This window comes from Actinoplanes sp. NPDC048796 (assembly GCF_040650035.1).
In the GTDB taxonomy this organism is placed as follows: domain Bacteria; phylum Actinomycetota; class Actinomycetes; order Mycobacteriales; family Micromonosporaceae; genus Actinoplanes.
Map to the genome: position 1 here is coordinate 72,243 of NZ_JBEZGO010000002.1, position 13,918 is coordinate 86,160.

Annotated in this window: 13 protein-coding genes; 6 read left to right on the forward strand and 7 right to left on the reverse strand. The window is 71.5% G+C overall.

Features of this window, described 5'->3' with window-relative positions; translation table 11 throughout:
• Nucleotides 1-26 precede the first annotated feature (26 nt).
• On the forward strand, nt 27-2,042 hold the full coding sequence (locus AB0C26_RS08670; protein WP_360243880.1) for a phosphocholine-specific phospholipase C: 2,016 nt from the start codon (nt 27-29) through the stop codon (nt 2,040-2,042).
• On the opposite strand, the gene ptsP is transcribed toward AB0C26_RS08670, so the two are convergent.
• From ptsP to AB0C26_RS08695, 5 genes are all read right to left on the reverse strand, one after another.
• Nucleotides 2,039-4,447 carry a phosphoenolpyruvate--protein phosphotransferase gene (gene ptsP, locus AB0C26_RS08675; protein ID WP_360243883.1) on the reverse strand — a complete coding sequence of 803 codons (2,409 nt, stop codon included), beginning with the start codon at nt 4,445-4,447 and terminating at the stop codon, nt 2,039-2,041. The genes AB0C26_RS08670 and ptsP overlap by 4 nt on opposite strands.
• Entirely contained in the window at nt 4,447-5,034 is a 588-nt protein-coding gene (dhaL, locus tag AB0C26_RS08680; RefSeq protein WP_360243886.1) for a dihydroxyacetone kinase subunit DhaL, read from the reverse strand. Before dhaL ends, ptsP begins: the two co-directional genes overlap by 1 nt.
• A gap of 5 nt (nt 5,035-5,039) precedes the next feature.
• Nucleotides 5,040-6,041 carry a dihydroxyacetone kinase subunit DhaK gene (dhaK, locus tag AB0C26_RS08685; RefSeq protein WP_360243889.1) on the reverse strand — a complete coding sequence of 334 codons (1,002 nt, stop codon included), beginning with the start codon at nt 6,039-6,041 and terminating at the stop codon, nt 5,040-5,042.
• Nucleotides 6,042-6,139: 98 nt separating this feature from the next.
• Nucleotides 6,140-6,712, reverse strand: coding sequence for a DUF3455 domain-containing protein (locus tag AB0C26_RS08690; RefSeq protein ID WP_360243892.1), 573 nt, complete (start codon nt 6,710-6,712; stop codon nt 6,140-6,142).
• 322 nt (nt 6,713-7,034) lie between these two features.
• A complete protein-coding gene (locus AB0C26_RS08695) occupies nt 7,035-7,907 on the reverse strand; it encodes a DMT family transporter (protein ID WP_360243895.1) in 873 nt (290 codons plus the stop codon).
• Nucleotides 7,908-8,028: 121 nt separating this feature from the next.
• Here AB0C26_RS08695 and AB0C26_RS08700 point away from each other — a divergent pair, with 121 nt between their 5' ends.
• On the forward strand, nt 8,029-8,943 hold the full coding sequence (locus AB0C26_RS08700) for an aminoglycoside phosphotransferase family protein (RefSeq protein WP_360243898.1): 915 nt from the start codon (nt 8,029-8,031) through the stop codon (nt 8,941-8,943).
• A 163-nt stretch (nt 8,944-9,106) separates the two neighbouring features.
• Entirely contained in the window at nt 9,107-10,321 is a 1,215-nt protein-coding gene (gene serA / locus AB0C26_RS08705; protein ID WP_360243901.1) for a phosphoglycerate dehydrogenase, read from the forward strand.
• A gap of 38 nt (nt 10,322-10,359) precedes the next feature.
• On the opposite strand, the gene AB0C26_RS08710 is transcribed toward serA, so the two are convergent.
• Nucleotides 10,360-11,331 carry a hypothetical protein gene (locus tag AB0C26_RS08710; protein WP_360243904.1) on the reverse strand — a complete coding sequence of 324 codons (972 nt, stop codon included), beginning with the start codon at nt 11,329-11,331 and terminating at the stop codon, nt 10,360-10,362.
• A 166-nt stretch (nt 11,332-11,497) separates the two neighbouring features.
• Here AB0C26_RS08710 and AB0C26_RS08715 point away from each other — a divergent pair, with 166 nt between their 5' ends.
• Nucleotides 11,498-11,704, forward strand: a complete 207-nt coding sequence (locus tag AB0C26_RS08715) for a hypothetical protein (protein ID WP_360243907.1) — start codon at nt 11,498-11,500, stop codon at nt 11,702-11,704.
• Nucleotides 11,705-11,903: 199 nt separating this feature from the next.
• Here the strand turns inward: AB0C26_RS08715 and AB0C26_RS08720 are convergent, their stop codons facing one another.
• On the reverse strand, nt 11,904-12,560 hold the full coding sequence (locus AB0C26_RS08720; protein ID WP_360243910.1) for a response regulator transcription factor: 657 nt from the start codon (nt 12,558-12,560) through the stop codon (nt 11,904-11,906).
• Between the two features lie 221 nt (nt 12,561-12,781).
• Here AB0C26_RS08720 and AB0C26_RS08725 point away from each other — a divergent pair, with 221 nt between their 5' ends.
• Both AB0C26_RS08725 and AB0C26_RS08730 read left to right on the forward strand, forming a co-directional pair.
• Entirely contained in the window at nt 12,782-13,252 is a 471-nt protein-coding gene (locus AB0C26_RS08725; protein ID WP_360243913.1) for a hypothetical protein, read from the forward strand.
• The gene (locus tag AB0C26_RS08730; RefSeq protein ID WP_360243916.1) at nt 13,249-13,848 is read left to right on the forward strand and encodes a 50S ribosomal protein L11 methyltransferase; all 600 of its coding nucleotides are present in this window, start codon (nt 13,249-13,251) and stop codon (nt 13,846-13,848) included. The genes AB0C26_RS08725 and AB0C26_RS08730 overlap by 4 nt, the downstream gene beginning before the upstream one ends.
• Nucleotides 13,849-13,918 lie beyond the last annotated feature (70 nt).

Consider the following 13,918-nt stretch of genomic DNA (forward strand, 5'->3'; position numbering starts at 1 on the left):
CAACTTCGGAAGCTAACTTGCCGCGCATGGCCAATGTGGATCGGCGCACTTTCTTGCAGATGCTGGGCATTCCCGCGGTCGCCTCGGCGATGCCGTCCGGGCTGGAGAAGGCCCTCGCCATCCCGGCGAACACGCGCACCGGGACCATCCAGGACGTCGAGCACGTCATCTTCCTTATGCAGGAGAACCGGTCGTTCGACCACTACTTCGGCGCCATGCGGGGCGTACGGGGATTCGCCGATCCGCATCCCGTCCGGCAGGCCGGCGGCAAGTCGGTGTGGCATCAGCGCCACGGTGACGGCGAACTGCTGCCGTTCCGGCCCGAGGTGCCGGACGTGGGCGCCATGTTCCTGCCCGACCCGCCGCACGGCTGGAACGACACGCACGCGGCCTGGAACGGCGGGCGGCACGACCGGTTCGTGCCGAACAAGGGCGTCCAGACCATGACCCACCACGTACGGGCCGACCTGCCGTACCACTACGCGCTCGCGGACGCGTTCACGATCTGCGACAACTACTTCTGCTCGCTGCTCGGCTCGACCGACCCCAACCGCTACCACATGTGGACCGGATGGGTCGGCAACGACGGAAAGGGCGGCGGGCCGGTCGTCGACAACGCCGAGGCCGGGTACGACTGGTCCACCTATCCGGAGCGGCTGGAACGCGCCGGAGTGTCGTGGAAGATCTACCAGGACGTCGGCACCGGACTGACCGCCGCCGGGTCGTGGGGCTGGACGAACGACCCGTTCATCGGCAACTACGGCGACAACTCGCTGCTCTACTTCCACCAGTACCAGAACGCCGCGCCGGGCAGCCCGCTCGCCGCCAAGGCGAAGACCGGCACCGAGGTCACCCAGCTCGGCCGGGACCCGGAGCAACTGCTCACCGATTTCCGGGCCGACGTCGAGAACGGCCGGCTGCCCAAGGTGAGCTGGATCGTCGCTCCCGAGGCCTACACCGAGCACCCGAACTGGGGCCCGCACTACGGCGAGTGGTACGTCTCCCGGGTCATCGACATCCTGGCCGACAACCCGCACGTGTGGAGCAAGATGGCGCTGATCGTCACGTACGACGAGGAGGGCGGCTTCTTCGACCACCTGGTCCCGCCGACGCCGGGCGAGTCGACGGTGCCGACCACCAACGAGATCTTCCCGGGCAGCGCCGGCCACCCGGCCGGCCCGTACGGCCTCGGAATCCGCGTCCCGACGATCGTGGTGTCGCCGTGGACCCGCGGCGGCTGGGTCAACTCGCAGGTGTTCGACCACACCTCGCTGATCCGGTTCCTGGAGAAGCGGTTCGGCCTCGTCGAAACGAACATCACCCCGTGGCGGCGGGCCGTGGCCGGCGACCTGACCAGCGCCTTCGACTTCAAGAACCCGAACCGGGGGCGCCCCGATCTGCCCGGCACCACCGACTTCAAGCCGGCCGAGCTGACCCGCCGCCCGAACGAGGTGCCGGTGCCGCCGGCCGACCCGGAGCTGCCCGGGCAGGAACGCGGGGTCCGCCCGGCCCGCGCGCTCCCCTACCGGCTGCACGTGGACGGGACGGCCGGCCCGGACGGCTTCACGATCGAGTTCCGCAACACCGGGCACGCGACAGTGGTCTTCCACGTCCACTCGGCCGATCCGGCGGTGGCGCCACGCACGTACACGGTCGAGCCCGGCAAGCGGCTGACCGGCGCCTGGACGGGAACGCCGGACCTGGAGGTGCGCGGCCCGAACGGCTTCTTCCGCCACTTCCAGGGCACGACCGCCGTCGAGGTGCACGCCGCCGGCGACGACCGCCGGCAGACGATCACGCTGGAGATCCGCAATCACGGTTCCGGGCGCGCCGAGGTGACCGTCACCGATCGCTACACCCACAAGACGGAACGGTTCGCCGTACGGGCCGGAGCGAGCCGTACGTACCAGCGGGCGGCCGGCCGCACGCGCGGCTGGTACGACCTGACCGTGACCGGCGCCGGCTTCGAACGCCGCTACGCGGGCCACCTGGAGAACGGCGAGGAGAGCATCAGCGACCCGGCGATGGGTGGCCTGGTCTAGATCGCCCGTACGGTCTGCTTGACGAGGGGGACGAGGGCGGGCGCCACGCTCAGCTGGCGCACGCCGGCGGCGAGCAGGCGGGGCACGGCCCGCTCGTCGGCGGCCAGCTCCCCGCAGACAGCGACCGGGACGCGGTCGGCGGCGGCCCGGCACAACTCGTCGACGAGCCGGGCCACGGCCGGGTCGAGGCCGGCCGACAGGGACATGAGGGCGGCGTTGCCGCGCTCGGCGGCCAGCGTGTACTGCGTCAGGTCGTTGGTGCCGACGCTGAAGAACTCGGCGTACGGGGTGAACTCGGCGGCCCGCAGCGCGGCCGCCGGCACCTCGACCATCATGCCCACGCGCAGGCCGGCCGGGCGGCCCGAGCCGGTGCGGGCGACGGCCTCGTCGAGCATGACGCGGGCCCGGCGCAGCTCGTCCACGGTGGTGACCATCGGGAACATGACGCTGACCGGGGCCTCCCGCGCGACGCGGGCGATCGCCAGAAGCTGCTCGGCGAAGACCCGCGGATGCGCCAGGGAGAGACGGAGACCGCGTACACCCAGGAAGGGGTTGGCCTCGGCCGGCGCCGGCAGGTAGGGCAGGGGCTTGTCGCTGCCGGCGTCGAGCGTGCGCAGGGTGACGCGGCGGCCGCCGAAGGCCTCGGCGATCGCGCGATAGACGGCGACCTGTTCGTCCACATCGGGCGCGCCGGCCCGGTCGAGGAACACGAATTCGGTGCGGACCAGGCCGGCCAGATCGGCGCCGTTCGCGGCGGCCACACGAGCGTCCTCGACGGAACCGATGTTGGCCCCGACGGCGATCTCCACGCCGGCGCTCGTCACGGCCGGCTCGAAGGCGAGGGAGCGGGCGGCTTCACGCACGGTCGCCTGCTGGGAGGCCGCGGCGCGGAAGGTGGCGAGGTCAGTGCCGGAAGGCCCGACGACAAAGGTGCCGGAACCGCCGTCGAGCGCGATGAGGGTGCCGTCCGGAACGTCCAGAACTTGAGGGCCGGCGCCGACAACGGCGGGAATGCCACGGGTACGGGTGAGGATCGCGGCATGCGAGGTGGGACTGCCGGCGGCCAGCAGAACGCCGGCGGTGCGGGCGGGGTCGAGCGCGGCGGCCTGGGCGGGAGTGAGGTCGGCGGCGAGGAGAACGCCGTCGGCGGTGGTGGTCGCGGCCGGGGCGCCGAGGAGCAGGCGCAGGACCTGATCGCCGACGGCGCGCACATCGGCGGCGCGGGCCCGCAGGTAGGGGTCGGTGAGAGCGTCGAACTGGGCGGCGACGGAGGACACGGCTCGATGCCAGGACTGGGGTGCGGGGGCGCCCTGCTCGATCCGGGTGCGGGCTTCGGGCAGGAGGTCGTCGAGCAGGAGGAGATGGGCGTCGAAGATGGGGTCGGGGATGCTGGTGATCTCGCGGCGGGCGGCGTCCAGGGCTTGCTCGAGGCGGCGCAGCTCGGGCTCCGCACCGAGCGAGGGCAGGTCGGGCAGATCGAGCGGCGCGGCACGCAGGTGTGCCGCCGGGCCGATGGCCACACCCGGAGAGGCCGGCCCGGCTTGGTGGCGCGCGCCGTCCGCCCGCAGGTCAGCCCCCGCCCTCCCTTGGGGGCCCCCGCCTGCCTCATTCTCCCCCAGCGACCCACGATCGCGCGGCTCCCCTGTGGACGACCGCTGTTCTGTGGAAAACCCCGAGCCGTCACCGCCCGGCTCGATAAGCTCGCCCGAACCGGCCACCGCCACGATCCGGTCGACCGCCTCCTGCGCCTGGGGGCCCGACGCCCGTACCTCCAACTCGTGCCCCTGAAGCACCCCCAAGGTGGCCACCTTCGACAGGCTCGACGCGGATACCCACCCCGATTCCGTCGTCGCGTTGCGCAGCTCGACCCGCGCGTCGAAGGACCGCGCCTCGGTCACCACCCGGGCCGCCGGTCGCGCGTGCAACCCGTGCGGGTCGGTCACTTCGACGGTGGCGGACGGGCCTTCCCTCGTACCACCAATAATTTGATCTTCAGACGGGACGCCCAAGTGGGACTCTTTGCCGGCCAGGCCAGCTGCCGCCTCGGCGGCCACCTCGTCGCGGCTCGCGCCGGACGCGGCCGCCACCGCCGCCGCCACCAAGCCCTCGACGAGCGGCCCCGGGCACAGCACGACCCGCTCCCGTACCTCGTCGTCGAGCAGCTCCAGCGCCGTCTCGGCCGACAGCACCGCGCTGCCCAGGTCCATCAGGACGACGACGCCGTCGCCGGTGTCGGCCGCGATCAGCGCTTCCATGATCGCGGCCGCGTCCGTTCCGTAGGTGTCCTCGTCGAGTCCGGCCGCGATCTCGAGGGTCAGCGGCCGCCCCCTCGTCATCTCGGTCGCGAGGGCGACCGCGGCCCGGGCCAGGGGGCGGCTGTGGCACACCACCACCAGGCCCACCATCAGGGCTCCAGCGTCGTCGCCGCGGCCCGCACCAGGAGGGTCACCGAGGTGGCGCCGGGATCGGGATGACCGGCGCTGCGTTCCCCCAGATAGCTGGCCCGGCCCTTGCGCGCCACCATCGGAACCGTCGCGTCCCGGCCCTGCTCGGCCGCGAGCACCGCGTCGCCGAGGCTGCCGCCGGCCTCCAGCGCCTCGACCGCCGGGGTCAGCGCGTCGACCATCGTCTTGTCGCCCGGCACCGCCTTGCCCCGGGCGATCACCCCGTCCAGTCCCGCCCGCAGGACCTTGTCGAGTTCCACCGAGTCGCCGGCCGCCGCCGCCATCCGCAGGAACGCCGTGCCGTAGAGCGGCCCGCTCGCCCCGCCGACCTTGCTGATCAGGGTCATGCCGACCTTCTTGAACAGCGCCGACGGCGTCTCCGGCACCTCGGCGTCCAATGCGGACACCACCGCCGTGAGGCCCCGGTCCATGTTGACGCCGTGGTCGCCGTCGCCGATCGCCGAGTCGAGCTCGGTGAGCAGTTCCTTGTTCTGCGCGACGAGCCGCGCGAACTCGCGGATCCACGCGGTGAGCGCCGCCGTGTCCATCGGCGTCAGACCCCGCGCCGCAGCGCCGGCGTGTTGACCGGCGCGTCCCACAATCGCAGGATCTCGTCATCCGCCTTCAGCAGGGTGACCGAGCAGCCGGCCATGTCAAGGCTTGTGATGTACGGCCCCACGAGCGACCGCGCCACCGGCACACCGGCCTTGGCCAGCAGCTGCGACACCTCGTTGAACATCACGTACAGCTCGATCAGCGGCGTCGCCCCCATGCCGTTGACGAACGCGATGACGCTGTCGCCGCCGGTGTAGTCGAGGTCGGACAGGATCGGGCCGACCAGCATCTCGGCGATCTCGGCGGCCGGCGCGACCGGCACGCGGCGGCGGCCGGGCTCGCCGTGGATGCCGATGCCGACCTCCATCTGGTCCTCGGGCAGGTCGAAGGTCGGCTTGCCGGCCGCCGGCACGGTGCACGAGGTCAAAGCCAGACCCATGCTTCGGGAGTACGCGTTGACCTTGCGCGCCACCTCGGCCACCTCGGCCAGGGGCCGGCCCTCCTCGGCCGCCGCCCCGGCGATCTTCTCCAGCAGCACGGTGGCCCCGACGCCCCGGCGCCCGGCCGTGTAGAGGCTGTCCTGCACGGCCACGTCGTCGTCGACGACGACCGCGACGACCTCGGTGCCGCTGTCGGCCGCGACCATCTCGGCCGCGAGCTCGAAGTTCATGACGTCGCCGGTGTAGTTCTTCACGATGTGCAGCACGCCGGCGCCGCCGTCGACGGCCTGGGTCGCCGCCGTCATCTGGTCGGGCACCGGCGACGTGAAGATCTCGCCCGCGCAGGCGGCGTCGAGCATGCCGGACCCGACGAATCCGCCGTGCAGCGGCTCGTGCCCCGAGCCGCCGCCGGAGACCAGGCCGACCTTGCCGCGCACCGGCGCGTCACCCCGCACGATGATCCGGTTCTCGTGGTCGACGCGTAGCTCCGGATGGGCGGCGGCAATGCCGTGAAGGGCGTCGGCGATGACGTTCGAGGGGTCGTTGATGAGCTTCTTCATGGTGGCTCCTCACCGCTGAGGGAACGACCTGCCGTCCTCAAACTACGCCCGATCATCGACCGATTACGACCCGTCAAGCCGACGACCTTCACCGCCTCTCAGTTCGTCCAGAACACGTAGACCGCGCCGTACGGCACCGCCTTCTTGGTCCCGTCCACGCAGGTGCCGGCCGGCGCGGTGCCGCCCGAGGTGAGCAGCCGGTTGATGTAGGTGGCCTTGCCCAGCACACCCGACCCGGACTTCTCGGTGACCTTGAGCAGCAGCTCCGCAATCGTGCCGGCCCGCGCGCTCTCGGCTTCCTTGGCCGCCTTGACCAGCGAGCCGTCCCGCGTCGACTGCCAGCTCGGCCCGGCGAAGTGGTGCACCCGCCCGCCCGTGCCGATGAGCTGCGCCTCGGGCACGGACGCCCCCGCGAACGACCCGTTGGCGCACGTGTAGGTCTGCGTACCCGAGGCGACGACGTACGCCCCGATCGGCTTGGCCCCCTTGGGCGGCTTGATGGCCGCCGGAATCCCCGGAATCGACACGGCCCGGCCGTCGGGCGCCGTCACGGCCACCGCCGACTGCTCGGCCGCGGACGCGTTGAAGGTCACCGCGCCGACACCGGCGACCACGGCTGCCATCCCCACCCCAGCGGCAGCGCGAACCCGGGAACGCTTCGAGTTGAGCATGACTTCTCCTCGTTTGGGGGCGTGAGCGTCGCCCCTTCGCCCACAAGCACGCGTCCCGGCGGCCGATCGGATCTAGATCAACGTCAATGTCGCCCTTTTGTCCCCCGCACATGGACGAAAGGACTACGCGATCCGTCTTTCTCGGGCGATGAGTTCTCGCGCCGCCGGCGGTCCCAGGGCCGAGCGCGGACCGCGCACCCGCACGGCGAAGGAGCTCGAACGTGACCGTGAGCGCCAGTTTCTGCATGTCCCTGGACGGCAAGCTCGAGCGGGTCGAGGTGGTCGAGGGCAGGGGCGTGACCCACCTGCGATACCGGGTGCGCTACCGCTGACCGCCCGGCTGGGACAGTTCGCCGGACGGCGTGGCGGACGGCTGTGCGGCCGGGGGTGCGGCCGTACGGCGGGCCAGCCCGATGACGCCGGCGGTCATGACCAGGGCGGCCGCGGCGACCACGACGACGCCGACCGTGCCGGAGCGGAAGGCCTCGTCGAAGACGACGACGCCGGCGATGGCGGCGACGATGGGGTTGGAGACGCTGACCGTGGCCAACGGCGCGGCCAAGCCGGCGCCCCGGTAGGAGAACTGGCCCAGCAGGTATCCACAGATGGCGAAGAGCACGACCATGGCCAGGACGAAGGTGGAGACCGAGCGGAGGCCACCGTCGGTGACGGCGCCGATCACGGCTTTGGAGAGCACCGACGAGATGCCGAAGGCGGTGCCGGCGGCCGCGGCCAGCAGGACGCCGCGCATGCGAGGGCCGCAGCGCCAGGCCAGCAGGGTGAGCACGCCGACGGCGCCGACGGTGATCAGGGAGAGCTCGCGGCCCTCGGCCGTGGTGAGCAGGGCCGGGCGGCCGGACTCGACCGACAGCGACATGATCACGGCCAGGCCGGCCACCGTGAGCATGGCGTCGGCCCAGGCGGCGGCGCTGATCCGCACGCCGTAGCGGAGGCGAGCGATGGGGAGCGCGAACAGCAGAGTGAGCGTGCCCAGGGCCTGTACGACCGCGACCGTGCCGAAGTCGAGGGCGACCACGTGCAGGCCGACGCCGCCGGCGGTCAGCAGCAGCGCGGCGGCCCAGCGGGAGAGGCCGCGCTGGCCGTGCTCGGCCAGGCGCTCCTGCGCCACCGCCGCCGCGGCATAGCTGGCGGCGGACAGCACCGACAGCACGACCGCCCACCCCAGCGAAGCCACCCTTCGAGTCTGCCAGAACTTCGCGCCCACAAGTCCGGCAAAGAGCGCGGAAACGGGCGGTGACCCCAGTCCGGCCAAAATGGGGTCGCCCCCTCGGAAGGCGAACTGCCACGATCGGCTCATGGTGTCTGCGTCGGGGAAAAGGATCACGTGGCTCGAGCTGCCGGAGACCGTACGAACGCGGATCGAGCGCATCATCGGTGGCGGCCCGGTGGTCACGGCCGTGTCCCAGCCCGGCGGCTTCTCGCCGGGCAGCGCCGACCGGGTGGTCACCGAGTCGGGGCGGCGGGCCTTCGTCAAGGCCGTCACCCCGGCCGTCAACGCCCGCTCGGCCGAACTGGCGCGCGACGAGATGCGCATCACAGCGATGCTGCCGGAGCGGGTGCCCGCACCCCGGCTGATCGACGGTTTCGACGACGGTGACTGGGTGGTCCTGGTGCTCGAGGACGTGGCGGGCACCCACCCCCGTACACCCTGGGTCGCAAGCGAGATCGACGCCGCCGTGACGGCCCTCGCCGAGCTGGACCAGGCGCTCACGCCGGCGCCCGCGGGTCTGAAGAACGCCGGTGACCTGTTCGCCGAGGACTTCGCGGGATGGGACCGGGTGGCCGCCGACCCGCCGGCCGGCCTCGACCCCTGGGAGAGCGACCACCTGCCCGAGCTGCGGGCCGCCGCCGAGCGGACCGTGGCCCGGCTGCGGACCGGGGACACGGTCGCGCACTGCGACATCCGGGCCGACAACATGATCGTCCGCCCGGACGGCCGGGTGATCATCGTGGACTGGCCGTGGGCGGCGGTCGCCCCGCGGTGGTGGAACCGCGTCGACCTCGCGGCGAACGTCTGGGTGCACGGCGGCGATCCCGAACGGGTGATCGAAGGTATCGACCGGCGGATCGTGACCGACGCGTTCGCCGCGCTCGCGGGCATGTTCCGCGACGTCTGCCGGCAGCCTCCGCCGCCGGGCATACCGACCGTACGGGCCTTCCAGCGGTGGCAGGCCGACGAGCTCCAGCGCTGGTTGAAGGCCGAGATGTGAACTGAAGAAAGGTCACCTCCGTACCCGTGCCCGCGACGCGGAACCACCAGATGGGAGGTCGAGCACACCCGCCCGGGCGGGTCACCAGAGGGCTATAGGCTGGGAAGTCGGGCTTCGGCGTGGCGGCCCGGACGGCCCACACTTCCTCACGGAACGGAACACGATGATCGACGAGGCCAAGGTGCGAGTCCTACTACTGGAGAGCATCCATCCCGACGCGGTGACCCGGCTCGAGTCCGAGGGATACGCCGTCGAGTCCGTCCGTAACGCCCTCGACGAGTCCGAGCTGATCGAGCGCATCCGCGGGGTGCACCTGCTGGGCATCCGGTCCAAGACCAAGGTCAGCGCCAAGGCGCTCGAGGCCGCGGACAAGCTCGTCGCGATCGGCGCCTTCTGCATCGGCACCGACCAGATCGACCTGACCGCCGCCTCCGCCGGTGGCGTCGCGGTCTTCAACGCGCCGTTCTCCAACACGCGCTCGGTGGTCGAGCTGGCCATCGCCGAGATCATCGCGATGACGCGGCGGCTCACCGAGAAGAACGCGCTCATGCACCAGGGCGTCTGGGACAAGTCGGCCGACGGCGCCCACGAGATCCGCGGCCGCCGCCTCGGCATCGTCGGCTACGGCAACATCGGCACCCAGCTCTCCGTGCTGGCGGAAAACCTCGGCATGCACGTGTCGTTCTACGACACCGCCGACAAGCTGGCGCTGAGCAACGCGCACCGCTGCGCCTCGATCGAGGAGCTGCTGGAGACCAGCGACATCGTCACCATCCACGTCGACGGCCGCCCCGGCAACGCCGGCTTCTTCGGCGCCGAGCAGTTCAAGCGGATGCGCGAGGGCGCCCTGTTCCTGAACCTCTCGCGCGGCATCGTGGTCGACCACGTCGCCCTGCGCGAGGCCCTGGAAAGCGGCCACCTGGCCGGCGCCGCGGTCGACGTCTTCCCGACCGAGCCCAAGGGCCGGGGCGACGAGTTCGTCTCCGAGCTGCGCGGCCTGCCCAACGTCATCCTCACCCCGCACATCGGCGGGTCGACCGAGGAGGCGCAGTCCGACATCGGCGCTTTCGTGGCCAACAAGCTGGCCACCTTCGTCGAGGAGGGCAACACGACGCTCAGCGTGAACCTCCCCGGCGTCGCCCTGCCCGAGCAGGCCGGGCAGAGCCGCATCGGTCACGTGCACGTCAACACCCCGGGCGTGCTGGCCCAGGTCAACAGCATCCTGGCCGAGCACAAGGTGAACGTCGAGGGCCAGCTGCTGAGCACCCGCGGCGAGTACGGCTACCTGATCACCGACATCAGCGGTGACTTCAGCGACGAGGTGCTCGACCGGCTGCGGGCCATGGAGCAGACGGTCCGCCTGCGCGTTCTCTCCTGACCGCCGGGCCGGCCTTTTCCGAAAGGCCGGCCCGTCCCTCAGGCGTTGGCCACGGTCAGCGTCGTGATCGGGGCGCCCGCGCCCACGTCGTAGCGGTTCGGCACCGCCCAGTCCTTCGGGGTGAGCGTGGAGCCGGCGGCGACGTCCTTCAGGGTCCGCGTCCCGGCCACGACGGTCTGCGCCCCGCCGCCGACCTTGACCCGTACCGGGCTGTCGGCCGGCGACTTCAGCGCCAGCTTCTCCACCGCACCATTGATCTTGATCGGTACCGTGCCGGACGGCCGCGACAGCGTGAGCTGGGCCGAACGCATCCCACCGACCATCTCGAGGCCGCTGATCTGGCCGCCGCTGAGGTTGATGACCTGCTCCTCGGCGTAGCCGGAGAAGCGCAACTGCCAGTTGACCTTCGCGGCCAACACCACGTCGACCTCGCCGCCGGTGCCGTCGCCGTCGCGGGTCACCTGGAGCTTCACGTCGTCGTCGCGCACGATCGGGCTGGGCAGGATGCCGGCGTCCTCCGGGGTGGAGATGCGGTAAAGGTCGTCGCCGAGCTCACCGATGGACAGGGTGACCTTGTTGGTGGCGGCGAGCAATTCAAAGCTTGCTTTCGTACGGTTGTCGAGCGGCGCGGTGGCGGTGCGTTTACCGTTCTCGCCGGCGCCGAGCTGGAGCACGCTGTCGAGGTCGTCGTCGGAGCCGGTGAAGTAGACGACGCCGACGATGCTGCCGGCGACCAGCACGATCAGGCTCATCACGAGGATGCCGACCGTGACGCCCCGGGGCTGACGAGGCGCGGCGGCCGGCGGCGTGGGACGCGGCGCGCCGGTGGGCTGGGGCCGTACGGCCGGGCGCTCCCCGATCTCGGTGAGGCCGGCACCCCGGAAGCCCGCATTCGGGAACAGCGCCGGTCTTTCACCAGTGTCCGAAATGCCCAGTCGTCGCTCGGCCGTGTCCCCCATCCGGCGGATGGGAAGCTCCACCGCGATCGGAGCCGGCTCGGCACTGCTCATCGGAGCGGATTCTGGACGGCTCATCGAAGCCGGCTCGGCCCGGCTGACCGGGGCCGGCTCGAAACGGCTGACCGGGGCCGCCTCAGGACGGCCTATGGAAGCCGCCTCGGGACGGCCTATGGAAGCCGCCTCAGGACGGCCTATGGAAGCCGCCTCAGGACGGCCTATGGAAGCCGCCTCGGGACGGCCGGTCGGGGCCGGTGAGGTCGGCGAGGCCGGATGCCGTACCGGTGAGATCGGGCCGTCGGTGAAACCGAACGACGCGCGGCTCGGCGCCTCCTCGGCCGGGCCGGACGGCGGCTCCCCGGCCTGCATGCTGCCGTTGAACCACGACGGCTCCTCGGCCTCCGGCCGCGCCGGTGGCCGCCGATAGATGGTGTCTCGACTCCCCAGCCCGGGCGCCGACGGCTCGGCCACCGCCACATCGGACGGTGCCCCGCCAGCCGCTGCTCGGTCAGCTGCTGCTCGGTCCACGCGAATCCTTCCCCTGACGCCGCCATGAACAGCGGCACCCCGCAACAGGTACGGATTTCGCGTCTTCCCGGATGAGTACCGGCGATAACTACTTAGCGTTACGGTCGGCCGGGGCGGACCAGGCCCCGCCGGGTGGCGATCGCGACCGCCTCGAGCTGGCTGTGCGCGCCGAGTTTGGCCAGCACCGCCTTCACGTAGCCCCGGCACGTGTGCAGGCTGATGCCGAGCCGCCGGGCGATGGCCCGCGCGTCGAGGCCGGCCGCCATGAGCTGGAGTACCTCGTCCTCACGCGCCGTGAGGCCGCCGCCGCGGGGGCCGACGACCGGGCTGGTGCTGCGCAGCAGCCGGGCCAGGATGTCGGTGGAGACGGTCATGCCGCCGCCGTGCGCCGTCCGCAGCGCGTTCAGCACGTCGCCGAGAGCGCCGTTCTTGGACAGGAAGCCGGCCGCGCCGGCCGCCGTGGCCCGGCCGACCAGAGCCTGCTCCTCGGAGGCAGTGAGGATCACCACACGGGTGTCCGGCTGGCGCACGCGAAGCAGTTCCGCGATGGCAATACCGTCCGCATCGGACAAATCGGGGTCGAGCAGGATCACGTTCGGCTTGAGCTCCGCCGCCAGCCGCAGCGCCTCGGCACCCGTGAGCGCGTGGCCCACGTACTGGAGGTCGGGCTGCCCGGCCAGGGCATGTCCCAGCAGCTCGGCGAACGTCTGGTGGCCGTCCACGACGAGAACGCTGATCGCATCGCCGTTAATCATGCGCCACCTTTCTCTCAACCGGACCCGTGGAAGTCTAAGGAGTACCGGCTCTCATCTTTGCCCTACCAATAGACGGCGGCGGCACCGGGCCGGATCCGTTCCACCGGTACGCCCGATGATCGGTTGAGGCCAAGCGGCCGTGATCACCAGTCTTTCGGGTGATTCGACCCCCCGCATTGGGGCTTGCCGCCCTGGCTTCCTCGCTTGCAAAGTTCCGAAACATGTTCGACATCCAGCTTTTCGGCCGCGTCGAGGTCCGAACCAGAGGGATCCTCCTGGTCGGTCCCGATTTCGGCGGAGATCGCCAGCGCCACCTGTTCGCCCTGCTCGCGTTGCGGGGTCCGCAGTCGACGGCGGAGCTGGCGGAGACGCTGGAAGAAAAGAAGAAAGACATCGAGTCGGACATGTCGGCCCTCCGGACCACGATGGAGCCGGTCGTCCGCCACCACCGTGGACGCTGGTCGCTCGACCCCGACCAGGTGCGAGTCGACGTCCACCGCTTCGACGAGCTGATCGCCGCCGCCGAGGGCCGCCCGGCCGACCGCGCGGCCAAGCCGCTGACGGCGGCCGCCTTCCTGGCCACCCGTCCCCTGCTCGAGGACGAGGACGTGCCGTGGGCGGCCGAGGCGCGCGCCGAATACCGCGCGAAGCTCGTCATGGCCAGCGCCGGGAGCAGCACAATCACTGTGTGAAGGTCGAGACCACGCTCCTGCCCGTCCCGCTGGCGCCGGAGATCCGCCTGTATCTCGCCGACCGTGGGGTCGGCCTGTTCGATCTGACCGGCGGCGAGTTCCGCAGCGACGAGCCGCCGCCGTTCTGGGCCTTCGTCTGGGCCGGCGGCCAGGCCCTGGCCCGCTACCTGCTCGACCATCCGGGCACGGTCGCCGGCCGGTCGGTGCACGATCTGGCCACCGGCAGCGGCGTCGCCGCGATCGCGGCCGCCCTGGCCGGCGCGGCCACCACCGCCGCCACCGATCTCGATCCGGCCGCCGCCGAGGCCGCCCAGCGCAACGCCGCGGCCAACGGCGTCACCCTGAGTACGCAACCCCCGGCCACCACCGACCTTCTCCTCGCCGGCGACGTCTTCTACAGCCCCGCGGTCGCCCCGGCCATGACGGCCACCCTGCGCGCCGCCCGCCGAGAAAACACCGAGGTCCTGGTTGGGGACCCCGGCCGGGGGTACTTCCCGGAACGGCTCTTCGAAAGAGTGGCCGAGTACGTCGTGCCCGTGCCGGCCGCGCTGGAGGAGACGGAGACGCTCGTCACAGGCGTCTGGCGTATGCGCTGATCGTCACCCTCGGTCGACCAAATCGAGATGCTTTCACCAACCAATCAGTTGTAGTGTGCACGCATCCAAT